At 58.6% G+C, this 24,905-nt stretch carries 23 protein-coding genes; 10 read left to right on the top strand and 13 right to left on the bottom strand.

Going from position 1 to position 24,905, the window contains the following annotated elements; translation table 11 throughout:
- Positions 1-3: 3 nt before the first annotated feature.
- From lspA to J3351_RS00055, 13 genes are all read right to left on the bottom strand, one after another.
- Positions 4-489: a signal peptidase II gene (gene lspA, locus J3351_RS00115; RefSeq protein ID WP_097771174.1), complete on the bottom strand. Its 486-nt coding sequence runs from the start codon at positions 487-489 to the stop codon at positions 4-6.
- A gap of 101 nt (positions 490-590) precedes the next feature.
- On the bottom strand, positions 591-3,383 hold the full coding sequence (gene ileS, locus J3351_RS00110; RefSeq protein ID WP_207696828.1) for an isoleucine--tRNA ligase: 2,793 nt from the start codon (positions 3,381-3,383) through the stop codon (positions 591-593).
- Positions 3,384-3,422: 39 nt separating this feature from the next.
- Positions 3,423-4,220 (bottom strand): DivIVA domain-containing protein, encoded by a 798-nt coding sequence (locus J3351_RS00105; RefSeq protein ID WP_117504161.1) that lies wholly within the window; start codon positions 4,218-4,220, stop codon positions 3,423-3,425.
- Positions 4,221-4,241: 21 nt separating this feature from the next.
- Positions 4,242-5,063 (bottom strand): RNA-binding protein, encoded by an 822-nt coding sequence (locus J3351_RS00100; RefSeq protein ID WP_154276089.1) that lies wholly within the window; start codon positions 5,061-5,063, stop codon positions 4,242-4,244.
- The gene (locus J3351_RS00095) at positions 5,047-5,511 is read right to left on the bottom strand and encodes a cell division protein SepF (RefSeq protein WP_035394461.1); all 465 of its coding nucleotides are present in this window, start codon (positions 5,509-5,511) and stop codon (positions 5,047-5,049) included. The genes J3351_RS00100 and J3351_RS00095 overlap by 17 nt, the downstream gene beginning before the upstream one ends.
- Before the next feature lie 107 nt (positions 5,512-5,618).
- Entirely contained in the window at positions 5,619-6,935 is a 1,317-nt protein-coding gene (locus J3351_RS00090; protein WP_207696827.1) for an HlyD family efflux transporter periplasmic adaptor subunit, read from the bottom strand.
- Positions 6,932-7,852 (bottom strand): tRNA (adenosine(37)-N6)-dimethylallyltransferase MiaA, encoded by a 921-nt coding sequence (gene miaA / locus J3351_RS00085; protein WP_207696944.1) that lies wholly within the window; start codon positions 7,850-7,852, stop codon positions 6,932-6,934. The genes J3351_RS00090 and miaA overlap by 4 nt, the downstream gene beginning before the upstream one ends.
- A 13-nt stretch (positions 7,853-7,865) precedes the next feature.
- Positions 7,866-10,016 (bottom strand): DNA mismatch repair endonuclease MutL, encoded by a 2,151-nt coding sequence (gene mutL / locus J3351_RS00080; RefSeq protein WP_207696826.1) that lies wholly within the window; start codon positions 10,014-10,016, stop codon positions 7,866-7,868.
- A 39-nt stretch (positions 10,017-10,055) separates the two neighbouring features.
- Positions 10,056-12,671, bottom strand: a complete 2,616-nt coding sequence (gene mutS, locus J3351_RS00075; protein ID WP_207696825.1) for a DNA mismatch repair protein MutS — start codon at positions 12,669-12,671, stop codon at positions 10,056-10,058.
- Positions 12,672-12,791: 120 nt separating this feature from the next.
- Positions 12,792-13,199, bottom strand: coding sequence for a YlbF family regulator (locus J3351_RS00070; RefSeq protein WP_005934385.1), 408 nt, complete (start codon positions 13,197-13,199; stop codon positions 12,792-12,794).
- 69 nt (positions 13,200-13,268) lie between these two features.
- Positions 13,269-14,651, bottom strand: coding sequence for a tRNA (N6-isopentenyl adenosine(37)-C2)-methylthiotransferase MiaB (gene miaB, locus J3351_RS00065; protein ID WP_207696824.1), 1,383 nt, complete (start codon positions 14,649-14,651; stop codon positions 13,269-13,271).
- A gap of 100 nt (positions 14,652-14,751) precedes the next feature.
- Positions 14,752-15,138: a Fur family transcriptional regulator gene (locus J3351_RS00060; RefSeq protein ID WP_097771183.1), complete on the bottom strand. Its 387-nt coding sequence runs from the start codon at positions 15,136-15,138 to the stop codon at positions 14,752-14,754.
- Between the two features lie 23 nt (positions 15,139-15,161).
- Complete coding sequence (locus tag J3351_RS00055; RefSeq protein WP_005934388.1) at positions 15,162-16,436, bottom strand: replication-associated recombination protein A; 1,275 nt, start codon at positions 16,434-16,436, stop codon at positions 15,162-15,164.
- 188 nt (positions 16,437-16,624) lie between these two features.
- On the opposite strand from J3351_RS00055, the gene nth reads away from it, so the two are divergent.
- The 10 genes from nth to J3351_RS00005 form a co-directional block, all read left to right on the top strand.
- A complete protein-coding gene (nth, locus tag J3351_RS00050) occupies positions 16,625-17,326 on the top strand; it encodes an endonuclease III (RefSeq protein ID WP_098922255.1) in 702 nt (233 codons plus the stop codon).
- Positions 17,323-17,655 (top strand): GlsB/YeaQ/YmgE family stress response membrane protein, encoded by a 333-nt coding sequence (locus J3351_RS00045; protein WP_005934393.1) that lies wholly within the window; start codon positions 17,323-17,325, stop codon positions 17,653-17,655. Before nth ends, J3351_RS00045 begins: the two co-directional genes overlap by 4 nt.
- A 137-nt stretch (positions 17,656-17,792) precedes the next feature.
- Positions 17,793-18,110 carry a PadR family transcriptional regulator gene (locus J3351_RS00040; RefSeq protein WP_207696823.1) on the top strand — a complete coding sequence of 106 codons (318 nt, stop codon included), beginning with the start codon at positions 17,793-17,795 and terminating at the stop codon, positions 18,108-18,110.
- Positions 18,107-18,613, top strand: coding sequence for a DUF2812 domain-containing protein (locus J3351_RS00035; protein ID WP_097771920.1), 507 nt, complete (start codon positions 18,107-18,109; stop codon positions 18,611-18,613). Before J3351_RS00040 ends, J3351_RS00035 begins: the two co-directional genes overlap by 4 nt.
- A 152-nt stretch (positions 18,614-18,765) precedes the next feature.
- Positions 18,766-19,266: a MarR family winged helix-turn-helix transcriptional regulator gene (locus J3351_RS00030; protein ID WP_242699241.1), complete on the top strand. Its 501-nt coding sequence runs from the start codon at positions 18,766-18,768 to the stop codon at positions 19,264-19,266.
- Positions 19,259-21,568 carry an ABC transporter ATP-binding protein gene (locus tag J3351_RS00025; protein ID WP_207696822.1) on the top strand — a complete coding sequence of 770 codons (2,310 nt, stop codon included), beginning with the start codon at positions 19,259-19,261 and terminating at the stop codon, positions 21,566-21,568. The genes J3351_RS00030 and J3351_RS00025 overlap by 8 nt, the downstream gene beginning before the upstream one ends.
- Before the next feature lies 1 nt (position 21,569).
- Positions 21,570-23,381, top strand: coding sequence for an ABC transporter ATP-binding protein (locus J3351_RS00020; RefSeq protein WP_207696821.1), 1,812 nt, complete (start codon positions 21,570-21,572; stop codon positions 23,379-23,381).
- A gap of 127 nt (positions 23,382-23,508) precedes the next feature.
- Complete coding sequence (locus tag J3351_RS00015) at positions 23,509-24,270, top strand: AzlC family ABC transporter permease (RefSeq protein ID WP_156058160.1); 762 nt, start codon at positions 23,509-23,511, stop codon at positions 24,268-24,270.
- Positions 24,267-24,578 carry an AzlD domain-containing protein gene (locus tag J3351_RS00010; protein ID WP_005934408.1) on the top strand — a complete coding sequence of 104 codons (312 nt, stop codon included), beginning with the start codon at positions 24,267-24,269 and terminating at the stop codon, positions 24,576-24,578. The genes J3351_RS00015 and J3351_RS00010 overlap by 4 nt, the downstream gene beginning before the upstream one ends.
- Before the next feature lie 2 nt (positions 24,579-24,580).
- On the top strand, positions 24,581-24,905 hold a 325-nt coding region (locus tag J3351_RS00005; protein WP_207696820.1), incomplete at its 3' end, for a sugar nucleotide-binding protein.

The raw sequence follows: 24,905 nt of genomic DNA, 5'->3' as shown, positions 1-24,905 counted from the left end.
GGCTTACTGCTCCTTCGGGCCCTTTTTCGTATCCTCGTGCAGCTCCTCCAGGAAAATGACCAGCACCCAGAGTGCCACACCAACGCAGACACAGATATCTGCAAAATTGAACACTGCGAACCGCATGAACAGCAGGTTGATGTAATCCACCACCTCGCCGTTCAGCACACGATCGATCAGGTTGCCGATGCCGCCGCCCAGCACCAGGATGAGTGCGGCCTGCTGCAGACGGTTGTTCCGGCTGCGGAAGAACAGCCAATAAGCAACCAGCAGCAATGCTGCGCTGGTTGCAACGATCAAAAACAGCTGCTTGCCGCTGAGCAGGCTGAATGCCATGCCCTGGTTGAGCACGAACCGCAGCTCCACCACATGGGGGATCAGCGGCATTGCGCCCACCGGCTGCAAAGCGCTGACAGCCCAGAACTTGATGGCCTGATCGAGGCCGACCAGCGCCGCAACGCACAGCAGATTGAAGATCACAAATGCCATAAAAGTACTCCCAACGGCGGCATGCTGCCGCCTGTGTTCTGATACCAAAAAGCGGCGCTCCCTGCTCGAAAGGAGCGCCGCAGCGTTTAATTCAGGAAGGCTTATGCTTCCACCACGCTTGCGCAGCGTGCGCAGAGGGTGGGATGTGCGGCGTGGGTGCCGATGTCTGCGGAATACTTCCAGCAGCGCTCGCACTTTTCGCCGGTGGCATGTGCAGCAGAAACGCCCAGACCCTCAACAGCGGAGGCGGAACCACCCTCGCCCTTGACCAGTTCCACATGGGAGACGATCATCAGGTCAGCCAGCTCGTCCATGGGAATGCTGTTCAGCAGGTCATAGACGGCATCATTGCAGTACAGGGTAACGGAAGCTTCCAGAGAAGCACCGATGGTCTTTTCTGCACGGGCCTGCTCCAGCACCTTCTTGACCTCGTCACGGACAGCAATGAGCTGTGCCCACTTGGCCTTGAAGGCATCGTCTGCAGCGTACTGGCCTGCCTTGGGCATTGCCTCAAACACAACGTACTTGTTCATGCCTTCGGTCTTGGGCAGGAAGTCCCAGATCTCCTGGCTGGTGAAGCAGAGGATGGGGGCAATGATCTTGTCCAGTGCGACCAGGATCTTGTACATGGTGGTCTGGGCAGCCTTGCGGCCCACACCGTTGGTGCAGTACAGGCGGTCTTTCGTCACATCCAGGTAGAAGTTGGACATGGCAACAACGCAGAAGTTGTAAACGGCGTGATAGACCTTGTTGAAGTCATACACATCGTAGCCTGCCTTGGCATTCACGATCAGGTCATCCAGAGCAGCCAGTGCCCAGCGGTCGATCTCCTGCAGCTGGTCATCTGCCACACAATCGGTGTTGGGATCAAAGCCATCCAGATTGCCCAGAATGAAGCGGGCGGTGTTACGGATCTTGCGGTAAGCCTCGCTCAGCTGCTTGAAGATATTCTTACCGGCGCGCACATCCACAGTGTAGTCGGAAGAAGCGACCCACAGGCGGATGATATCCGCGCCATAGTCCTTGATGATCTCGCTGGGCTCCACGCCGTTGCCGGCGCTCTTGTGCATCTGCTTGCCCTGCTCGTCCACGACCCAGCCGTGGCACAGAACGGACTTATAAGGTGCGCAGCCCTTGGCAGCCACGCTGGTCAGCAGGCTGGACTGGAACCAGCCGCGGAACTGGTCGCCGCCCTCCATATACATGTCGGCCGGGAAGCTCAGCTCCGGGCGCTCCTCCAGCACAGCAGCGTGGGTGGAACCGGAATCGAACCAGACATCCATGATGTCGGTATCCTTGGTCCACTCGGAAGCGCCGCACTTCTCGCAGACTTCACCTGCGGGGATGATCTGCTCTGCCTCATACTTGTACCAGGCATCGGAGCCCTCCTTGCGGAACAGCTCGCTGACAGCCTTGATGGTGGCATCGGTGATGTGGTAAGCGCCGCACTTCTTGCAGTAGAAAGCCGGGATGGGCACGCCCCAGGTACGCTGACGGCTGATGCACCAGTCGTTGCGGTCACGGACCATGCCCTTCATGCGGTCGTGGCCCCAGTCAGGCATCCACTTCACGGTGTCGATGGCCTTGTAGACATCGTCACGGAACTTGGCAACAGAGCAGAACCACTGCTCGGTGGCACGGAAGATGATGGGGTTGTGGCAGCGCCAGCAGTGGGGGTACTGATGCTTGATGTGCACCTGACCCATGATGACACCGGCTTCGGTCAGGTCGGCCAGAATGGTCTTGTTGGCAGCCCAGACACGCTGACCTGCGTACTTACCGGCCAGCTCCGTCAGGCAGCCGCCGTCGTCCACAGGAACAGTGATGGGCACGTTGTACTTCTGAGAAACATTGAAGTCATCCACACCGTGACCGCCTGCGGTGTGGACGCAGCCGGAACCGCTTTCCAGCGTAACATGGTCACCCAGGATGACGATACCCTCCTTGGGCAGGTAGACGTGATGATAGCGCATCAGCTCGAACTCAGCGCCGGAAACAGGTTCGCCCACGATCTCGTAGTTCTCAATATGGCAGGCATCCATCACGCTCTTGACCAGCTCGGTGGCCATGATATGGTACTCCTCGCCGATCTTGACAAAGGAATACTCAAAGGCACCGTTCAGGCAGATGGCCTCGTTGGCGGGCAGGGTCCAGGTGGTGGTGGTCCAGATCACGAAGTAAGTCTTATCCATCGGAATGCCGTGCTTTGCCAGCACACCGTTGGGGTCCTGAGATACGTGGAAGCGGACGAAGATGGAATCGCAGTCGTCCTCGCCGTACTCGATCTCTGCCTCAGCCAGAGCGGTGCGGCAGTCGGGACACCAGTACACAGGCTTCAGGCCCTTGTAGATGTAGCCCTTCTTGGCCATCTCGCCAAAGATCTCGATCTGGCGGGCCTCGAACTCAGGCTTCAGGGTCAGGTAGGGGTGCTCAAAGTCACCGATAACGCCCAGACGCTTGAACTGGTCGCTCATAATGTCGATATGCTCGGTGGCAAACTTTTCGCAGATCTGGCGCAGCTCCAGCTTGGAGATGTCCTTCTTCTTCTCGCCCAGAGAGGACAGAGCCTTCAGTTCAATGGGCAGGCCGTGGGTATCAAAGCCAGGCACATAGGGAGCCTGGAAGCCCTCCATGTTCTTGTCGCGGATGATGATATCCTTGATGATCTTGTTCAGCGCGGTGCCCATGTGGATGTTGCCGTTTGCATACGGAGGGCCGTCGTGCAGGACAAACTTAGGCTTGCCGTCGTTGTGCTTGATCAGGTTGTTGTACAGGTCGTTCTTCTCCCAATCCTCCAGCATGGCGGGCTCCTTCTTGGGCAGACCGGCACGCATCTCAAACAGAGTCTTGGGCAGGTTCAGGGTACTATCGTACTGGGACTTATTCTTAGCCAATGGTTACACACTCCTCTAATTTACTAAAACGCTTTGGGATCACTCGCTGAACTTCACGCCCTTAAAAGCGGCGTAGTCCGGCGCTGCAGCCTCATCCTCGGCGGCAGGGGCCGGGGGCGGGTCGAGCTTGAGCTGGCTCTCGTCCTGTGCCCAGAACTCCTCGCTGGTCTTTTCATCCGCAGGGGTCTCGTCCTCAGCATCCACATCCGCTGCAGCGGGCTGTGCCTCGGCGATCTCCTCGGTCACAGCGGCGGCAGTGGTATCGGCGGCTGCAGCCTCATCCTCGGCAGGAGCATCCTCAGCGGGCTCCTCCTTCTGGAACTCAGGCAGGCGGCTCAGAGACTCAACATGGCTGCGGTACAGGTTCAGCACATCGGACTTGAAGCGGGTCACTTCCAGCCGGACGCGGTCATACTCGCGCTCCTGGGCAAGCTTTTTCTCGTTTGCCTCGTTGATGATCTCATCCGCGCGGTCACTGGCTTTTTGCAGCAGCTCGTTGGCATCACGGATAATATCATCACCGCGCAGATTTGCGCGATGCAGGATCTCTTCCGACTTCTGGTTTGCTTCCCGGATGACATTCTCACCCATCCGCTGGGCATTGATCAGCGCGCTCTTGAGCATATCGCCGTCAGCCTCGTAGCTCTCCATTTCCTTGTGCAGACGCTGATTCTCGGCGGTCAGCTCAGCAATCTGGCGGCGCAGCTCCTCAGCCTGATCTTCATCCTGCTTCAGCTGCTCCTCTACTTTATCCAGGAAACGGTCCACCTCTTCGGTCCGGTAGCCGCGGATGTTCTTTTCAAACTGTGCAGCACGCACATCCTGCGGGGTCAGCATAGTGGTTTCCTCCCTTTTCATTCAATATTGAAAAAACTCGATGATCGATCGGTCTTTTTTGCTTTTTCCGGGCAGGGCCGTCAGGCCAAAGCGTCCCTTTCCGCGCACCGTGAACACATCACCCTCATACACCGGGGCGTGGGCACTCTCTGCAGGCAGGTGGTTGATCTCCACCCGGCCCGCCGCGATCCACTCACACGCCTGCCCGCGGCTGCAATGGAGCATGGCCGCAAGCACAGCGTCCAGCCGCAAAGAGGACACGGTGGCTGTCTGCGTTTTGCGCTCTGCCTGCGGGAATTCAGGCACCTCATCCAGCGAAAGCAGCGTGGTGGTGACCTCTGTCCGGCCCACCTGCAGCAGTTCCCGGCAGATGAGCTCCCCCGCCGTTTCCAGCGCAAAGACATAGGCAGTGCCCGGTGTATCGGCCGGGAGCACGATGTCTCCCAGCGCTTCCCGACGCAGCTCCAGCCCCATCAGACTGCCCAGATAATCCTTGTGGCCCGGCAGTGCCGCCCCGGAAAGGGTACGGCAGGTCAGCTTCACGCAGCACAGCGGGCTTGCAGGGTAGCAGCCCTCCGGCTCCAGGCAGAGCAGCTTCCGCTCTGCCCCGGGCCAGCCGCCCTCAAAATGATGGTCGCTCTCCGGCACATCGGCACGATTCAGCGCCGCGCGGGCCAGATCCTGTTCCCTGTCGCTCAAAAAGCCGGAGTAGCGGGCAATGCCGCGTCCCTCGGCCGCGCGGGCCAGATCTTCTACATGCCGCATCAGAAAGCGCTCTTCATCGGTGCGGGCGGGCACAAAGCCCCGCACTGCCCTGGGAGCAGGATCAATAGAACGCGCCATTGTTCTCCAGCTCGTCCAGCAGATCGCCCATAATGTCCACATTGTACGGGGTAATGATGAAGGTGCTGTTGGCAACGCGCTTGATCTGGCCGTTGTTGGCGTAAGCCACGCCGGACAGGAAATCCACCAGACGGCGGGAAACTTCCTTGTTGGTAGACTCCAGATTCAGCACGACCGTGCGCTTGTTGTTCAGGTGGTCTGCAATGGTGCTGGCATCCTCAAAGCGCTCGGGCTTTACCAGAACGACCTTGAGCTGGGTGGTGGCGTGGATGTTGACCACCTTGTTCTTCTTCTGGGCACCCTCCACCGGCTCTTCCTCTGCATCGTCCATGCCAACGCCGAGACCGCTGTTGTTGTTCACCATCTGGGGGCCGTCGTCGATGTACTGATCGTCGTAATCGTCCTCACCGCCAAAAAGGCCCTTTTTGAGACTATCCACGAAAGACATAGTATCTGCTCCTTTCATTCAGGCAGCCGCAGCTGCCTGGCGCCTTTTGCAAAAGAGATGCAAATAGCTTTTACTATTATCGGATTTTTTGCCGCAGATGTCAATAACTACAAAAGTTTTCCATCATACAAATTTTGTCCGGAGACAATAATCTCGTCATAAAGCCGAACCTGACTGACAGAACCAGCCGTTCCGCTGGGCAAAACGATGAGGTCGTCACCGTCTGTGATCTGCGGGTGGGCATCGTCCACAGGGTCGATGCGGCAGAAGCGGGCCAGGTTGCCGTACTTCACATACACGCCGGGGATGTAGTTCTCACCCTGACCCTCTGCCTCGGAGCCGTCCTCCTTGAGGTAGTGCACCGCGGCAGCAGGCACCCGCAGGCCGGTGTTGCGTCCCACGATGATCTGGGCATCGGCACAGTTCAGCCGGAGCACATCGCCGTTGATGATCTCGCAGGAGAGGACGAAACGTGCAATATCGTTTTCCGCATCAATGTTCACCTCGCTGACCTTTGCCTTGAGGGGCGTTTCCACTTGACCGGGAAAGCGGATCTCAACGCTCTTGGTCAAGGGCTTGCCGTCCCTGCCCAGCAGCTTTTCCGCCTGTTTGGCCGAGCATACCCCGGCATAGTACCAGGTAAAACCTGAAACGATCTTTCCCGCGCAGCCGTCCAGCGCGATCTCCGGGGAGGATTCGACGTAAGCTTTCAGGTTGGCTGCATCCAGCGCAAGGATATCGGCAGAACCTGCGTTCAGCCGCCCGGAACTGGAGCTGCGGATGAAATAGCCCGTCTGCGGGGCCGTGATCTGGGACGGATTGCCCAGCTGAGACTGCACCGTGGTGGCCTGCTGGGTCAGCGCGGTAATCTGGTCGGAGAAGCTGGCCACCTCGCCGGTGATGACCCAGAGCTTGTTCTGGGCCAGAATGTAGTTTTCCTTCTCCGCATCGGTATCCTCGTAGTCCCCCGCATCCAGCGAATCCATCAGGTCGTACAGAGCGGCGGAACGGTTCTTGCGCAGGGATTCCAGCTGCACCGAAGTGGTGTTCTGGGAGCGCTGCAGCAGGTCGATCTGGTCATTGATCTGGGTCAGCTGCTGGCGCAGGGTAGCCTGCGCTGCATCGCTGTAGATCTCAGCTACCGCTGTGCCTGCCGAAACACGTTCGCCGTCTGCCACCAGATATCCCAGCGTGCCGCCGCCCGCAACGTAGCTTTCCTCAAACAGGAGCACTCCTTCGGCATCCACGGTGTCCTCCACCGTAGCCAGCAGGGCGGTCTCGTAGGTATTGGGCGGAAACAGCACCTGCATTGCCTGATAGCCCACATACAATGCCGCCAGCAGCAAAAACACGATAACGACAGCGGCCAGCGTTTTCAGTGCGCCGGAGATGCCCTCGCGGTTTTCTTCCTGTATATCGCTCATCCTTTCGCTAAAAATTCATTTGTGAGACGTGCAGCCTGTTCCCGGACATCCGGGGCCGAGGCATCCAGCCAGCAGATACCCTCCATGTGGCGGAACCAGGTCAGCTGGCGCTTGGCATAGTTGCGGGAAGCCTGTTTCAGCTTCTCCACACAAGGGGCAAGCGCGCTCTCCCCCGCAAAGTAGGGGAAGAATTCTTTGTATCCGATGGCCTGGGCCGCCGTCTTATAGGTATCCCGGTGTTCCCACACACGTTTTGCCTCGTTCAGCAGATCCTGCTCCATCATCAGATCCACCCGCAGGTCGATGCGGCGGTAGAGCTGGGCGCGCTCCGGGAAATCCAGCCCAAGGATCAGAGAACGGTAGGGCCTTTCGGGCGGGAGTGAGTCTGCTTTCTGCTCACTGAGCTTTTTGCCGGTGGCGCGGTAATGTTCCAGCGCCCGCAGCACCCGGACATGGTTGTTCGGATGGATGGCTGCCGCCGCTTCGGGGTCCACCGCCTGCAGCTCCGCATACATGGCTTCCGGACCCTTTTCATTCAGTTCTGCGGCCAGCTGTTCCCGCAAACCGTCCGGCGTTTTCTCGGCAGCAAAGCGGACACCATACAAAAAACTCTGGACATAGAGCCCGGTACCGCCCACGAGGATGGGCAGATGTCCTCTGCCGGAGATCTCACGCTCCAGCGCCCCGGCCAGCGCGGTGAAATCTGCCACGCTGAACGGTTCATCGGGCTGCAGGATATCTACCCCATGGTGCGGAATGCCGCGAGTCTCCTCGGGGGTCACCTTGGCGGTGCCCACATCAAGCCCTTTGTAGATCTGCATCGAATCGGCGCTGATGATCTCCCCGCCGAACTGCTCGGCCAGTGCAACACCCAGCGCGGTCTTGCCGGAAGCCGTGGGGCCGACCACGGCCAGCACCGGGTGCTTATTGTTACACGATCCGTCCAAACTGCTTTTCCAGCTCCTTCCGGGTCAATTTAAGGACACAAGGCCGACCATGGGGGCAGAAGGGCGGCACCTCGCCCGAGAGGATCTTTTCAGCCAATGCCATCAGCTCCTGCGGGGAGGTCTTATCCCCCGCCTTGATGGCCGCGCGGCAGGAGATGGAATGGAGCACCCACTCGGTCTTTTCGCTCAGGGCATCGCGGCTGCCCTTGGAGAGCTTATCTGCCAGCTCCACCAGCAGATCCTCAGCGCTGCCCTGTTCCACATCCGCGGGCACAGAGCGCAGGAACACGCTGTTGCCGCCAAAGTCATCGATCTCCAGTCCTGCGCTTTCCAGCAGCTCAAGGTTGGAGAGGAGGGCAGTCTTTTCCTCCGCCGACAGCTCCACCACCAGCGGCTCCAGCAGCAGCTGGGCCGGAACATCTCCATAGTTTGCCGCCAGCTTCTCGAAAAGCTGGCGCTCGTGGGCGGCGTGCTTATCAATGATGCAGATTTCCTCCCCGCGCTCAGCGAGGATGTAGGTCTTGAAGATCTCACCCACATAGCGCAGAGGGGCAGGGCCTTCCTGCACATCAAAGCCCAGCTGTTCCGGCGTATCCTCGGCAGCAGAGGTCTGCTGCCGAGCTGGGGCGGCAGGCATTTCCTCCTTGGGGGCAGGATCCCATGCCGCCATGTGGTCCTGATGTTCGGGCAGATCTGCACTGTCCGGTTCAATGTCCAATGCACCTTCTCCCAGCGCTGCGGCAAAGGCGGGTGCTTCAGGCTCACTCACCGTGGGAGCTGGTGCTGGGCTGTGCAGGGTGGCATCCTGCCGGATGGGCAGGCCCGATGCAACCGTTGTCCAGCTGTGCTCTGTCGGCTTTTCCTCGGAAGTGCCCGGCACAGGCAGGATATCCGGGTGGCTTGCAGGTGCCGGACGGGACAGCGGTACTGCTGCCGGTGCCGGAGTGAAGCTCCGGAAGCTCCGCTGGGGCTGAGGCGTATGCTCATGGAGCGTTCCCGGCTCGGCCTGGCCCGGAATGATGGCGGAAAGCCCTGTAAAGTCATTCTTCTTTACATCTTTTTCTATCGTGTTATCATTTATTTCCAATTCGTTGGATTCTTCATCTTTTTTATCCTCTTCAAAGGCGAAGCGCCGCTCTCCGGTGCCCGGTTGGGCCAGTGCCAGCTTGACAGCGTGATAAACGAGGTCAAAGATATCGTTTTCCCGGGCAAAGCGCACCTCAGTCTTGGCCGGGTGGACATTGACATCCACAAGGTCAGCGGGCATTTCCAGAAGCAAGATTCCTCCAGGGAACTTGCCCTGCATCGTGGTGCCTTTGAACGCTGTTTCCATGGCTGCCATCATGGTGCGGTTGCGGACATAGCGCCCATTGATGTAGAAATACTGCATACTGCGGCTGGCGCGGCAGCTCCTGGGCTGGGTGATGAGGCCCCACACCCGGTACACCCCTTCCTGATTGTCCAGCTCCATGAGGTCACGGCTGAATTCCCGGCCCAGCACCGCGTAGGCGGCACTGCGCAGCTTGCCATCACCGGGGGTGACATACTGCAGCTTGCCTTCCCGGACAAACTTGAAGCTGACCTCGGGGTGGCTCAGGGCCACATGGGCCACGATATCCGCCACAAAGGTACCCTCGCTGGAATCCTTTTTGAGGAACTTCATCCGGGCCGGGGTGTTGTAGAACAGATCCTGCACCCGGATGGTAGTGCCCACGCCGCGTGCACCGGGCTCCAGCGGATAATCCTCGCCGCCCTCGATGCGGTAGACGGAGGCGCACTCGTCGTTCTCAGTACGGGTCAGCACTTCTACCCGCGCCACGCTGGCAATGGAAGCCAGCGCCTCTCCACGGAAGCCCAGGGTGTGGATATGATTCAGATCATCCTCCGTCTGGATCTTACTGGTGGCGTGGCGGATGAATGCCGTAGGGATATACTCTGCTTCAATGCCCGAACCGTTGTCGCTGATCTCGATCAGCTTCACGCCGCCTGATTCAATGGTCACGGTGATCTGGCTTGCCCCGGCATCAATGGCGTTTTCCAGCAGCTCCTTCACCACGGAAGCAGGCCGCTCCACCACCTCACCGGCTGCAATGAGCTCCGCCGTGTGCTTGTCCAGAACATGGATGACTGCCATATTCGTTCCCTCCCCTGTTTTTTAGGATTTTTCAGGAAATCAGCCGTTCAGGCTGCCCTTCAAGGTCTTTTTCAGCTCGTACAGGAAATTCAGCGCTTCAATGGGGGTCAGCGTTTCCACATCCAGCGCATCCAGTTTTTCCAGCACCTCGCTGGGCACTGCGGGAGAGTTATACTCCTGCAGCGCATCAAAGTCCATCTGCTCCACCTTGTTCTTGGGGGCAGTGGCTTCCAGTGCGCGCAGCACCTCGTGGGCGCGGCGGGTCACGGTGCCGGGCAGACCGGCCAGCTTTGCCACCTCAATGCCATAGCTGTCATCGGCAGGGCCGCGGACGATGCGGCGCAGGAAGGTGATGTCCTCACCCCGCTTTTTCACCGCAATGTTGTAATTTTTCACGCCGCTGATGGTGCCCTCAAGGTCCGTCAGCTCGTGGTAATGGGTGGCAAAGAGGGTTTTGCAGCCCAGTCCCTTGGCAGGGTCGCTGATGTGCTCCACCACGGCGCGGGCAATGCTCATACCGTCAAAGGTGGACGTGCCGCGCCCGATCTCATCCAGCACCACCAGACTGCGGGAGGTAGCGTTCTTCAGGATCTCTGCCACCTCGGTCATCTCCACCATAAAGGTGGACTGACCTGCCGAAAGGTCATCCGACGCGCCGATACGGGTAAAGATGGCATCCACTACACCCACATGACACTCTCTGGCCGGAACAAAGGAACCGATCTGTGCCATCAGGGCAATCAGCGCATTCTGGCGCATATAGGTCGATTTGCCCGCCATGTTAGGGCCGGTGATGATGAGGCAGCGATCTTCGCCGCAGTTCAGGGTGGTATCGTTGGGTACGAACAGACTGCCCTTGAGCATCTGCTCCACCACAGGGTGGCGGCCCTCCACGATGGTCAGCTGGTCGCTCTCATCCACAGTGGGGCGGCAGTAGTTGTTTTCTGCTGCCACCTGAGCCAGAGCGGCCAGCACGTCCAGCTCTGCCACGGCGTTGGCTGTACGCTGGATGCGGTCGAGCTGGGCACCAATGCTTTCCAGCAGCTCATTGAACAGCCGGTGTTCCAGAGCGATCAGCCGCTCGTGAGCACCCAGGATCTTATTTTCCAGCTCCTTGAGCTCCTGTGTGATGTAGCGTTCGCCGGTGGTCAGGGTCTGCTTGCGGATGTAGCTCTCCGGTACCTGTGCCTTATAAGAGTTGCTGACCTCGATGAAATAGCCAAACACGTGGTTATAGCCGATTTTCAGCTTGGGGATGCCGGTCTCCTGCCGCAGACGGGTCTCGAGCTGAGCCAGCACGCCCTTGGTGTTATCGCGGATGGAACGCAGCTCGTCCACCTCGGGGTGGTAGCCCTTGGCAATGACACCACCATCCTTCAGGGTAGAAGGTGCGTCAGGGTCCACAGCGGCATAGATCTTGTCCTTGATATCGCTCAGCGGGTCGATCCTGGAGACGATCTCGCTGAGTTCGGCGCAGCCGCAGCTTTCGGCCTGCTGGCGCAGGCTGGGCAGGCGCTCACAGGTCTGTGCCATGGCATAGATCTCTTTGGGCGTGGCCGAGCCGTAGACCGTGCGGGTCATCATACGCTCCAGATCGGCGATGTAATGCAGTTCTTCGATCAGATCGCCGCGCTGTACGGTCTGATTGACCAGGCTTTCCACAGCATCCAGACGGTGGTTGATGGCATCGCTGGAAAGCAGCGGCTGCTCGATCCAGGTGCGGAGCAGACGCTTGCCCATGGCAGTGCTGGTCTTGTCCAGCACCCAGAGCAGGGTTCCCCGCTTCTCGCGGCCCCGCAGGGTCTCGGTGAGTTCAAGGTTGGCCCGCGTCACAGGCGAAAGCTGCATATACTGGGCTTCGTTGTAGCTGATGACGGTCTTCAGGCGCTCCACACCTTTGATCTGGGTGGTGTGCAGGTATTCCAGAAGCGCGGCCATGGCAAACCGCACCAGACCTTTTTTGTCGATAGCGGTGGTCTCATCCCAATTGCGGCCAAACTGATTTTCCAGCGAGATGGCCACCAGACCCGGGGCGTAGCGCTCCTCTTCCACCAGCTCCACAGAGCAGGTCATATTCTTTTTGATATAGCCGGTCAGCTCACGGCAGTCCAGCATTCCGGGGTTCATCAGCACCTCGCTGGGATGGTAGCGGCAGAGCTCCGCGATCACGGCAGGCACGATCTTCTCCCGTTTCAGCTCGGTGATATGGGCCGTGCCGGTGGAAACATCGGCAAAACAGATGCCCGCCGCATTCCCTTTCAGAAAAATGCTTGCAATGTAGTTGTTTTTGTCATCCTGCAGCATACTGCTCTCGATGACAGTGCCCGGCGTGACCACCCGGATGATATCGCGCTTGACCAGTCCCTTTGCCTTGGACGGGTCCTCCATCTGCTCACAGATCGCCACCTTGTATCCCTTGGCGATCAGGCGGGCCACATAGCCCTCGTAGCTGTGGAAGGGCACGCCGCACATGGGGGCACGCTCTTCCATGCCGCACTGCTTGCCAGTCAGGGTCAGGTCCAGCTCCCGGGAGGCGGTCAGCGCATCGTCAAAGAACATCTCGTAAAAGTCGCCAATGCGGTAAAACAGGATCTCGTCCTTATACTGCTTCTTGATGTCCATATACTGCTGCATCATGGGCGACAGTTCTGCCATAATCGTTCACCTTTCCTGCGGGCTATGCCGCTTTGCTTCTTTCCGTCGGTTTGCAGTAAGTAACTGCGAATGGAAGGAAAACGCGGCCTGCGATTTGCAGCCGCGTTCTCATTTTACCTGTTAGTGGCAGCCTCCGCAGGTGGAGCAGCTGCCGGTGCAGGATTCGCTGGGCTCCTGCACGGTCATGGGGTCGCCGCCGTTCATTGCGGTGTTGATGATGGCATCAATGTAGTTGACCAGGTTCTCGCAGTCGCGCTTTGCCTCGTTGTAAGCAGTCATACCCTCGTCAGCCATGATCTTGCCGTACAGGTCGTTGACCTTGGTGTTCAGCTCGGCGATGCGCTCATCACTGCGCTCGCTCTTGCTGATCTCGTTGTTCAGATCCATGCGGGCCAGATTGAACTCCCCGATGAGATTCTGCAGCTCCTCATCCTTGTCGTTTGCCTTGCGGGCCTGATCCAGAGCCAGGTAACGGGGGTCAGTCTGCAGTGCCATGGCGGCGCGCTTGAACAGATCGATGCAATCCATAATCAAAAATCTCCTTTGATGTGTTTGTTTTTATAGTTACATTATCATTGGGGCCGGTGTGCCCCGGGATCACGTTTCCAGTTCGCCCAGCAGGACAGTGGCGCGGGCACCGGTCAGGTGCACCTGTGCGTAGCTGCCCATCAGGGCGGGGTCTGCGGCAAACTCCACGGTCAGGTTGTTGTCCAACCGGCCGGAGAGGGTGCCATCACTGCGCCCATAGCCTTCCACCAGCACCCGGACAGTCTGGCCCACCTGCTGCCGGACCAGATCCATTGCGATCTCGTCCTGCACCTTGAGCAGACGGGTCATCCGGTCGGTTTTCTCCGCGCGAGGGGTGGGGTCGGGCATTTCCGCTGCCTTGGTGCCGGTGCGCTTGGAGTAGATAAAGGTGAACAGCTGCATGTAGCCGACTTTCTTCACCAGTTCCAGCGTGCCCTGGAAATCCTCCTCCGTTTCCCCGGGGAAGCCCACGATGATATCGCTGGAGAAGGTGATGCCGGGCACCTTTTTGCGGGCGTACTCGATCAGCTCCATGTACTGCCCGATGGTGTAATGGCGGTTCATCTTTTTCAGCAATTCATCCGAGCCGCACTGCACCGGCAGGTGCAGGTGTTTGCACAGGTGGGGCTGGGCCGCAATGGTGTCGATCAGCTTGTGGCTGGCATCCTTCGGGTGGCTGGTCATAAAGCGGATCTGGTAATCGCCGGGCACAGTGCAGAGCAGATTGAGCAGATCAGCAAAGTCCACCTGTTCTTTCAGGCCCTTGCCGTAGCTGTTCACGTTCTGGCCCAGCAGAGTGATTTCCTTGTATCCGGCTTCCACCAGCCCCCGGAACTCCGCCAGGATATCGCCGGGCTTGCGGCTCTTCTCACGGCCCCGCACATAAGGTACGATGCAGTAGGTGCAGAAATTGTCGCAGCCATACATGATGGGCAGCCAGGCGCGGAACTCACTCTCGCGCCGGATGGGGATGTTCTCCACGATGACCGGGCGCTGGGCAGGCTCCATCAGCACGCGCTTATGCTTCTGCAGCTTCTGAGCAATGAGCTGGGGCAGCGTATCGATGCCATCCACGCCAAAGACCAGATCAACATAGGGATAGCTTTTGCGCAGCTTTTCCACCACATGTTTCTGGTTGGCCATACAGCCGCACAGGCCGATCATCAGGCCGCGCTTTTTCTCCTTCAGGCCCTTCAGTGCACCCACATTGCCGAACACGCGCTGCTCGGCGTGCTCCCGCACAGCGCAGGTGTTGAAGAGGATGAGGTCTGCATCCTCGGGCTTATCGCACAGGCCGTAGCCGATATCCACCAGCACGCCCTTGATGCGCTCGCCATCGTTGACGTTCTGCTGACAGCCATAGCTGTGTACAAAGGCCAGCGGCGGGGTGTCGTAAGCCGCACGCACCAGCTCCGCAGCCGTTTCGTTGTGTTCAAAGTTAATGTATTCCAATAAAAACCATCCTTATTTTTCAAAAGCTCTTTTTAGTATACCCTCTTTCTGCCATAAGGGCAAGTGGGAAACCGCAAATTTCAGAATCCTTCGGGGTAATTCAGCCTTCTGCCTGCTTTTTGGCGCATGCTTCACACAGGCCGAACAGCACCACAGCGCAGTCCTGCACCACAACATCCTTCTGGCGGCGCACCAGCCTCATCACCTGTTTCTCATCCACATCGGCATCCACTACGCCGCCGCAGGCCGTGCAGTAGAGGTGGCTGTGCCAGCACAGGGTGTGATCAAAACGATCCGCCCTGCCCGGAATGGACACCCGGCGCACCATGCCTGCCTCCACCAGACTGTTCAGGTTGCGGTAGACAGTGCCCAGGCTCAGGCCCGGGCACTCCGGGGCCGCCTTATCAAAGATCTCTTCGGCGGTGGGGTGGTCGCAAAGCTGCTCCACGGTGTGCAGCACCAGCTCCCGCTGTTTGGAATAACGCATCTTCCTCTCTCCTTCTCTTCCCTTTATACGTTCTCTTCGCCCTTGATCCGCGCCCAATATGCGCGGGAGGCCTGCTCGTTCTTGTTTTCTCCAAAGGTGTAGTATTTTGTGTTCTTGAGCACATCCGGCAGATACTGCTGCTCGACCCAGTGGTTGGGGTAATCGTGGGCATACTTGTAATTCTGACCCTTTACCAGCGCATCCTCGCCGTCATAGTGCTTGTTCTGCAGCTGGCGGGGAATGGGCCCGGTGCGCCCGGCCTGCACATCCGCAATGGCGGCGTTGATGGCATCGTGGGCGCTGTTGGATTTTGGACTGGTCGCCACCAGCACAACTGCATCCGCCAGGGCCAGCCTCGCTTCGGGCAGGCCCACCGCGTTGGCGATATCCACCGCCGCCTTTACGATGGGGATGATCTGCGGGTAGGCAAGGCCCACATCCTCGCAGGCGCACACCATGAGCCGACGGCAGGCCGAGGGCAGATCCCCGGCTTCCAGCAGCCGGGCCAGATAGTGGAGCGCTGCATCCGGGTCGGAGCCGCGCATGGATTTCTGGTAAGCCGACACGATATCATAGTGGTCATCGCCGTCCCGGTCGTACCGCATGGCAGTGCGGCGGGTGACCTGCTGGATCATATCCAGCGTGATGTGCTTCCCCTCCGGTTCGGGAGCCGCCGCCGTCACTGCAAAATCAAGGCAGCCCAGTGCCTTGCGCAGATCGCCGCCCGCGCTCTCGGCAAGATAGGCACAGGCATCGTCCTCCATCCGGATGGGCGTGCCCTCACTCTCCGAAAGCTTTTTCAGGGCGTTCCGCAGCCCCTGCTCCACATCCGCAGCCGTCAGCGATTTGAACTCGAACACGGTGCAGCGGGAAAGCAGTGCATTATAGATGTAAAAATAAGGGTTCTCGGTAGTGGAGGCGATCAAGGTCACAGTTCCGTCCTCAATGCACTCCAGCAGGCTTTGCTGCTGCTTCTTGTTCAGATACTGGATCTCATCGAGGTACAGCAGGATACCCCCCGCCCCAGCCAGTGTGCCGATATCCTTGAGCACTGCCTTGATATCCCCCGTGCCGCAGGAAGTGCCGTTGAGCTTGTGCAGCGTCATGCCGCTGTTCTCGGCAATGATGCGGGCCACAGTGGTCTTGCCAGTGCCGGATGGGCCGTAAAAGATCATGTTGGGGATGCGGCCGCTCTCGATGGTGCGGCGGAACACCCGCCCCGGGGCCAGCAGATGCTGCTGGCCGCAGACTTCGGCCAGCGTTTTGGGGCGCATACGCTGCGCCAGCGGTTCATTCATCGGGCGTTCCCTCCTGTACTGCCCTGCTGTTCTGCATGGGCCTTATATAGAAATAGTATACCTCATTTTTACACGAACAGCAAGAGCAATAATGAAAATCATTCTCAGATGGATGTCACAAACCCCATTTACAAAAAAGTCGAAACATGCTATTATCATAGTACATTTACGGGAAACGAGGGGTTCAGATGAAGAAAGCTGCTGCGGCAGAAGATCTCTCTGCCAAAAAGGAGCTGGCGCTCCAGGTCATCGACCGGCTGAAAACAGAATATCCAGATGCAGCCTGCACGCTGGATTACGACCACGCCTGGCAGCTGCTGGTCAGTGTCCGGCTGGCGGCTCAGTGCACCGATGCCCGGGTAAACATTGTGGTACAGGACTTGTTTGCAAAATACCCCAATGTAGCAGCGTTGGCTGCGGCAGAGCCCGATGAGATCGAAGCCATTGTCAAGCCCTGTGGGCTGGGCCGCAGCAAGGCCCGGGATATCTCGGCCTGTATGCGAGTGCTGCGGGATAAATACAACTGCAAAGTGCCCACCACCTTTGAAGAGCTGCTGGCACTGCCCGGCGTGGGCCGCAAGAGCGCCAACCTGATCATGGGTGATGTGTTCTGCAAACCCGCTATCGTCACAGATACCCACTGCATCCGGCTGTGCAATAAAATCGGGCTGGTGGATGGCATCAAGGAGCCGCAGAAGGTGGAGATGGCCCTGTGGAAGATCATTCCGCCGGAGGAAGGCAGTGACCTGTGCCACCGCTTTGTGATGCATGGCCGGGCTGTCTGCAACGCCCGCAAACCCGAATGTGAAAAGTGTTGTCTGAACGACATCTGCCGGTACGCGGCAGAAAATGCCGTTCTTACAAAAGAAACCAAGGAGGCTTCTGTATGATCACTTTGTCTATCCTGATCGTTCTTGCCCTGATCTGCGCTCTGGTGGGCGTGCTGATGGGCCTGTTCTCTCTGATTGGCCTGCTGGCTTCCCTGCTCGTGGGCGTGCTGGTAGGCGCTCTGGCCGGTCACATCGCCAACCGTTTCATGGGCACCCAGACCTCCACCGGCCGCAACATTGTGCTGGGTATTCTGGGCAGCTTTGTGGGTGAGTTCCTGTTCGGTCTCATCGGCATCCATGCCACCGGCAGCATCAGCTCCTTTGTTATCTCGGTGCTGGGTGCCTGCGTCTGCATCTGGGTGGATAACCGACTGTTCCACGATCGTTGACCGATTTTCTCTGGTTGTTTGTCTTTGCTCTCCCCTCCGGGAGAGCTTTTTTATTTTCAGCCCCTTGACAGTTATATCGAGAAGCGATATAATACATCCATGATATATCGCATAGCGATACAAAGCGAGGTGATATAATGGAAAATCCGGCACTGACGGAAACCACCTACTACATCCTGCTTTCCCTCTATCATCCGCGGCATGGCTACGGCATCATGCAGGAAACCCAGCAGCTCTCCGGCGGAAGGGTACGGCTGGCTGCCGGAACCCTGTACGGTGCCCTGAATGCCCTGTGCGAAAAGGGGTGGATCTCTCCCCTGCCCATGGAAAGCGGGAGCCGCAAAAAAGAATACCAATTGACCTCCGCCGGGCTGAAGGTGCTCAAACAGGAGCTGATCCGGCTGGAGGAGCTTGCTGCCAATGGCCGCGCCATTTTACAGGAGGAACAGGTATGAGTGAAACAAAAACGCTGCATCGGAATTTCTGGGTCTGGGAATTTGAAAAAGAAGAACGCTGGCTCAACGAAATGGCGCAGGAGGGCTGGGCCCTGCAGAATGCCGGGTTCTGCACCTACACCTTTGAAAAGACGGAACCCGGCCAGTACATCATCCGGCTTGCCATGCTGGACAGTTCCCCGGATTTTGAAAGTTTCATGGAAGAGTTGGAAGCACAGAGCGTTGGGCATTGCTTCAGTTGGGGATATTTCCGCCGTAGCGCCCAGCTAGGTCCCTTTGATATGTTTTCGGATGTGGATTCCCGTATCTCCCACCTGAACAAAATTGGACAGATGGTGAGGCTACTCTGTCTGGCAAACCTTCTCATAGGCGTTACCAACACCTTCAGCGGTGCGTCGCTGGCATGGCTGAACCTGCTTTGCGCCACGTTTTTGGCCTACGGGCTGGGACGTATCAGCAGCAAACGAGAGAGTCTGGTGGAAGAACGTCAGCTCCACGAGTGATTTTTTCTCCTTGATGCGCAGGATCTTCAGAGTTTTCAAAAAGTTCATTTTTACCCGCTTGCATTCCGATGCAGGCGGGTATATTATTGTCATCAGCAAATAGTTATCATGTGTTAAGCATTTGTATCTGTTAAGTGATAAGGAGGGATCGTATGCCGCAGAAGAGCGCACCGGAACTGTTCGCCTTGGTCCATTATCTACATCGGCTGAGCACAGAAGGCAAACGCGGTGCCAAAATGGCACTGGAAAGCTGCCCCAAGTGTCATTTCATCATGCTGGAAGGCGTGCTGATGACCATTGAAGAGCATGGCCAGAATGGCACCATCTATGTTTCCGATCTGGCTGCCGCCGTCAAACAGCCCCTGCCCGCTGTTTCCCGCGCGCTGCGCCAGCTGGAGCAGGATGGACTCATTGAGCGGATCACAGACCCCAATGACCGCCGCAAAACGCTGGTACGCCCCACGGAAAAGGGGCTGGATGCCAGCCGCCAGGTCGAGGCCGCCATCAGCCGTTACTTTGAGCGGGTCATCTGCCGCATCCCGGAAGAGCAGCGGGAGCAGCTGTTTTCCCTGACCGGTGTACTGCTGGAGGCTGTGGAAGCGGAAAATGCGGAGCAACAAGCAAAATTGAAGGGAGAAAACGAAAATGGGTAAAATTTTCAAGCAGCTGGCCCGCCACTGGGCTGCCTGCCTTGCCGTGGTGGCTCTGCTGTTCGTACAAGCCTACTGCGACCTTTCCCTGCCGGATTACACGAGCAAGATCGTGGACACCGGCATCCAGCAGGGCGGCATCGAAAGCCCCCTGCCGGAGACCGTGCGCCAAAGCACACTGGATGCCCTCTCGCTTTTGATGAGCGAAGAGGATGCAGACGCGCTGCAGAATGCCTACGGATATTATCTTCAGGACGACGGTGTTCTGAAACTCCGCAGTGACCTGACCGATGCCGAGCGCACGGCTCTGGAGGATGCCGTTACCACACCGGATATCGTGCTGTATATGGCGGCGGCGCAGAATGCCAACGCCCCTGCCGGGCAGAACGCTGCCGCCATGGCTCCGCTGTCCGGCTACCAGAGCGAGGACGAGACTGCCGGGGTTGAAGCAGAGACCATGACCGCTGCTCCCACGGCGGAAGATCTGGATGCCGTCTGTGCCCAGTTCGCAGCCATGGCCCAAATGCCCGGTTTTTCCCGGGAAATGATCCAGCAGCAGCTGGCCAGCGCCATGGAACAGGTGGACGAGACCACCCTTTCCAGCATGGCAAGTCAGGCCACCCTGCTGGTCAGCCTGGAATATGAGGCACAGGGCGTTTCCCATGATGTACAGATGGCCTACCTCTTCCGTGTGGGCGGCCAGATGCTGGCCCTGACCCTGCTGATGGTGGTCGTTGCCATTCTGGTGGGCCTGATCGCCTCCCGCGTCTCGGCTTCCATCGGCCGGGAGCTGCGCAGAGAGACCTTCTCCTCGGTCATCCACTTTTCCAACGCGGAGATCGAGAATTTCTCCACCGCTTCCCTGATCACCCGCACCACCAACGATATCCAGCAGGTGCAGTTCACCTGTGTCATCCTGCTGCGCATGGTGGCCTACGCTCCCATTCTGGGCATCGGCGGCGTGATGCACGTCACCCAGGGCAACACCGGCCTTGCCTGGATCATCGTGCTGGACGTGGCCGCTCTGCTTCTGCTCATCACGGTTCTGATGAGCGTCGCCATGCCCAAGTTCAAGATCATGCAGACCCTGGTGGACAAGCTGAACCTCGTCAGCCGCGAGATCCTGACCGGCGTGATGCCGGTGCGTGCATTCAGCCGCGAATCCTTTGAGGAAAATCGTTTTGATGCTGCCAGCCGGGAGCTGATGGGCACCCAGCTGTTCACCAACCGCGCCATGGTGGCCATGATGCCCTTTATGACCCTGATCATGAACGGCACCAGCCTGCTCATCGTCTGGTTCGGCGGCAAGGCCATGGATGCCGGAAACATGCAGGTGGGCGAGATGATCGCATTCATCACCTACACCATGCAGATCGTCATGTCTTTCCTGATGCTGGCCATGGTGGCCGTGATGCTTCCCCGTGCCGGTGTGGCTGCTGACCGTATCGACGAGGTCTGCCGCACCAAGGCTTCCATCCATGATCCCGACGCTGCCACCGCAAAGCCCGCCCTTGAAAAGAAGGACTGGGATGGCGTGGTCCGGTTCGAGGATGTCAGCTTCCGCTTCCCCGGTGCCGACAGTGACGCGTTGGAGCACATCAGCTTTACCGCAAATCCCGGCGAGACCACAGCCATCATCGGCTCCACCGGCTGCGGCAAATCCAGCCTGCTCAACCTCATTCCCCGCTTTTATGATGTCACCGGCGGCCGCGTGACCATCGACGGCATCGACGTGCGGGAGATGCCGCAGGAGCAGCTCCACAGCCTTTTGGGCTATGTGCCCCAGAAGGGCGTTCTGTTCAGCGGCACCATCGAGAGCAACCTGAAATTCGGCGGTGCGCAGATCACCGATGCGGGCATGAAGAAGGCGGCTTCCATCGCACAGGCCACCGAGTTCATCGACGCAAAGCCCGAGGGCTATGCAAGCCCCATTGCACAGGGCGGCTCCAACGTATCCGGCGGCCAGAAGCAGCGGCTCTCCATCGCCCGCGCCATTGCCAAGGAGCCGAAGATCTATCTGTTCGACGACAGCTTCTCTGCCCTTGACTACAAGACGGATGTCACCCTGCGCCGTGCGCTGAAGGAAGAGACTGACAACGCCACTGTGATCATCGTGGCACAGCGCATTTCCACCGTCCTCCACGCCAATCAGATCCTGGTGCTGGACGACGGCAGGCTGGTGGGCAAGGGCACTCACGCGCAGCTCATGGCCAACTGCCCTGAATATCAGGAGATTGCCAGGAGCCAGCTGAGCCAGAAGGAGCTCAACCTGCAAGACCTGAACACCGGAAAGGAGGATGAGTGATATGCCGAGACCCGGAAAACAGACCACCGAGCGCGCCAAGGATTTCAAGGGCACTCTGCGGCAGCTCCTCAGCGCATTGCGCCAGTATAAGCTTTCCCTCATCGTTGTGATGGTCTTTGCCATCCTTTCCACCATCTTCAATATCGCAGGCCCCAAAATTCTGGCCAAGGCCACCACGGCCCTTGCCACCGGCTGGATCGCCAAGCTGCGGGGGATCGGCAGCATCGACTTTGCTTACATCGGCAAGATCCTGCTCACCCTGCTGGCCATGTACCTCTGCTCCGCAGCATTCAGCTTCATTCAGGGCTGGCTGATGACCGGCCTTTCCCAGAAGGTCTGCTACGATTTCCGCCGCCAGATCAGCGAGAAGATCAACCGCCTGCCTCTGGCCTACTTTGAAAAGCGGACGGTCGGCGAGGTGCTCTCCCGCATCACCAACGATGTGGATACCCTGGGCCAGAGCCTGAACCAGAGCGTGACCCAGCTCATCACCAGCATTACCACCATGATCGGCGTGCTGATCATGATGCTGTCCATCAGCCCCAAAATGACCCTGATCGCACTGCTCATCCTGCCCGTCTCTCTGGTACTGGTGATGCTGGTGGTCAGGTTCAGCCAGAAATACTTCAAGGCCCAGCAGGCCACCCTGGGCGTTGTGAACGGTCAGGTGGAGGAGGTCTACTCCGGCCACAACGTCATCAAGGCCTTCAACCGGGAGGCCGCCGTGCTGGAGGACTTCAACGCCGCCAACGACAAGCTGTTTGAATCCGCCTGGAAGAGCCAGTTCCTTTCCGGCCTGATGCAGCCCATTATGAACTTTGTGGGCAACCTGGGCTATGTGGCTGTCGCCATCGTCGGCAGCATCTTTGCCGCCAACGGCATCATCACCATCGGCGATATCCAGGCTTTTATCCAGTATGTCCGCAATTTCACCCAGCCCATCCAGCAGCTGGCACAGGTGTCCAACATGCTGCAGAGCATGGCCGCCGCTGCCGAGCGCGTGTTCGAGTTCCTGAACGAGCCCGAAGAGGATCAGCTGGCCGACCCTGCCCGCCGGGCAGACCCTGCCTGCATCGATGGCCAGGTCACCTTTGACCATGTCCGGTTCGGTTATGTGCCCGAAAAGACCATCATCCACGATTTCAGCTGTAAGGTGCAGCCCGGCCAGAAGGTCGCCATCGTCGGCCCCACCGGTGCCGGCAAGACCACCATGGTCAAGCTGCTCATGCGGTTCTACGATGTTGATTCCGGCTCCATCACCCTGAACGGCCACGACATCCGCGACTTTGACCGCAGTGCCCTGCGCGAGGGCTTTGGCATGGTACTGCAGGACACCTGGCTGTTTAAGGGCACCATCATGGAGAATATCCGCTATGGCCGTCTGGATGCCACCGATGAAGAGGTCATTGCCGCCGCCAAGGCCGCCAATGCCGACCACTTCATCCGCACCCTGCCCGGCGGCTACCAGATGGAGCTGAACGAGGACGCTTCCAACGTCAGTCAGGGCCAGAAGCAGCTGCTGACGATCGCCCGGGCCATTCTGGCCGACAACCGCATCCTGATTCTGGACGAGGCCACCAGCAGTGTGGACACCCGCACCGAACAGCGCATCCAGACTGCTATGGACAACCTGATGCGGGGCCGTACCAGTTTCGTCATCGCCCACCGCCTGTCCACCATCAGGGATGCAGACCTCATCCTTGTCATGCGGGACGGCGACATTGTGGAGCAGGGCACCCACGACCAGCTCATTGAGGCCGGCGGTTTCTACGCTGACCTGTACAACAGCCAGTTTGAGGATGTTGTGGATTAAGCCACGCTCCCTTCTTTGAAAAAGGCTCAGGTTTTTGATCGAAACCTGAGCCTTTTTCTTTTGTCAATTCCTACCGGATGTGCTATACTTATTTTCGTGTCTTGAAGTAGGAAAGGAGTAACCACTCATGGAAACCACTCAAAAGCCCTACGCATTCAGCCGCAAGGTATTCTGCGAAGGGATGCGGGATGGTGTGCCCATTGCGCTGGGCTATTTTGCTGTCTCGTTCTCATTGGGCATTGCAGCCCGCAATGCGGGGCTGACCCCCATTCAGGGCTTTTTTGCAAGCCTGTTCAACAATGCTTCTGCCGGTGAGTATGCAGCTTTTTCGCTGATCGCTGCCGGTGCCACCTATCTGGAAGTTGCCATCATCACCCTGATCGCCAACGCGCGCTACCTGCTGATGAGCTGCGCTCTGGCCCAGAAATTTGCCCCCGGCACGCCGTTCTTCCACCGGCTCATCATCGGCTACGATGTCACCGACGAGCTGTTTGGCATCACGATCGCACGGCCAGGCTATCTGAACCCGTTCTACACCTACGGTGCCATTGCTCTGGCGGCCCCCGCCTGGGCCATGGGCACAGCGCTGGGCATCATTGCGGGCAATCTGCTGCCGGTGCGTGTGGTCAGCGCCCTGAGCGTGGCCCTGTACGGCATGTTCCTGGCCATCATCATTCCCCCCGCCCGGAAGAACAGGGTCGTTGCCGTGCTGGTGATGCTGAGCTTTGCCCTGAGCTTTGCCTGCGGCTGCCTGCCCGGCATCGCTTCCCTTTCGGACGGCACCCGCACCATCCTGCTGACGGTGCTGATCTCCTGCGGGGCAGCCGTTCTGTTCCCTGTTACACCCGAAGCACCGGAAACTGCCGGAACTGAGGAGGTGCAGGCATGACCTACAATAACTGGGTCTATATCGCCGTGATGGCCGCCGTTTCTTACGCTATCCGTGTGCTGCCGCTGACCCTTATCCGCAAACCCATCAAAAACCAGTTCATCCAGTCCTTCCTCTACTATGTGCCCTATGTGACGCTGGCCGTGATGACCTTCCCGGCCATCATCAACGCCACCCAGAGCCCCATTGCCGGTGCCGCCGCGCTGGTCGTGGGCATCGCCGCCGCATGGTTCGGAGCCAGTCTGTTTCAGGTGTCCGTCTCCTGCTGTGCCGTGGTGCTTGTGCTGGAACTGTTTTTGGTGCACTGAGCATGAAGATCTTAATTTCCGGCTCCTCCGGCTTTGTGGGTTCCCGGGTACTGCACCAGTGGCAGGGTCGTGCAGAGCTTATTACTTTCCCGCGCGGATCTCTGGCTGCTGCCAATGAATCCGCCATTCGCCGTTTTGTGGAAACCGTGCAGCCGGATGTCATCCTTCATCTGGCGGCATTGTCCGATACCGGCTACTGCCAGCAGCACCCGGAGGAATCCCAGCGTGCCAACGTCGAACTGCCTGTCTGGATGGCAAAAGCTGCACGGGACACCGGGGCCAAGCTGATCTCATTCAGCTCGGATCAGGTGTACGCAGGTGTGACCC

The sequence above is a fragment of the Faecalibacterium sp. Marseille-Q0746 genome, from assembly GCF_017377595.1.
Lineage (GTDB): Bacteria > Bacillota > Clostridia > Oscillospirales > Ruminococcaceae > Faecalibacterium > Faecalibacterium duncaniae.
Note: the sequence above shows the minus strand (reverse complement) of the source record. Positions and strands in the feature narration are given on the sequence as shown.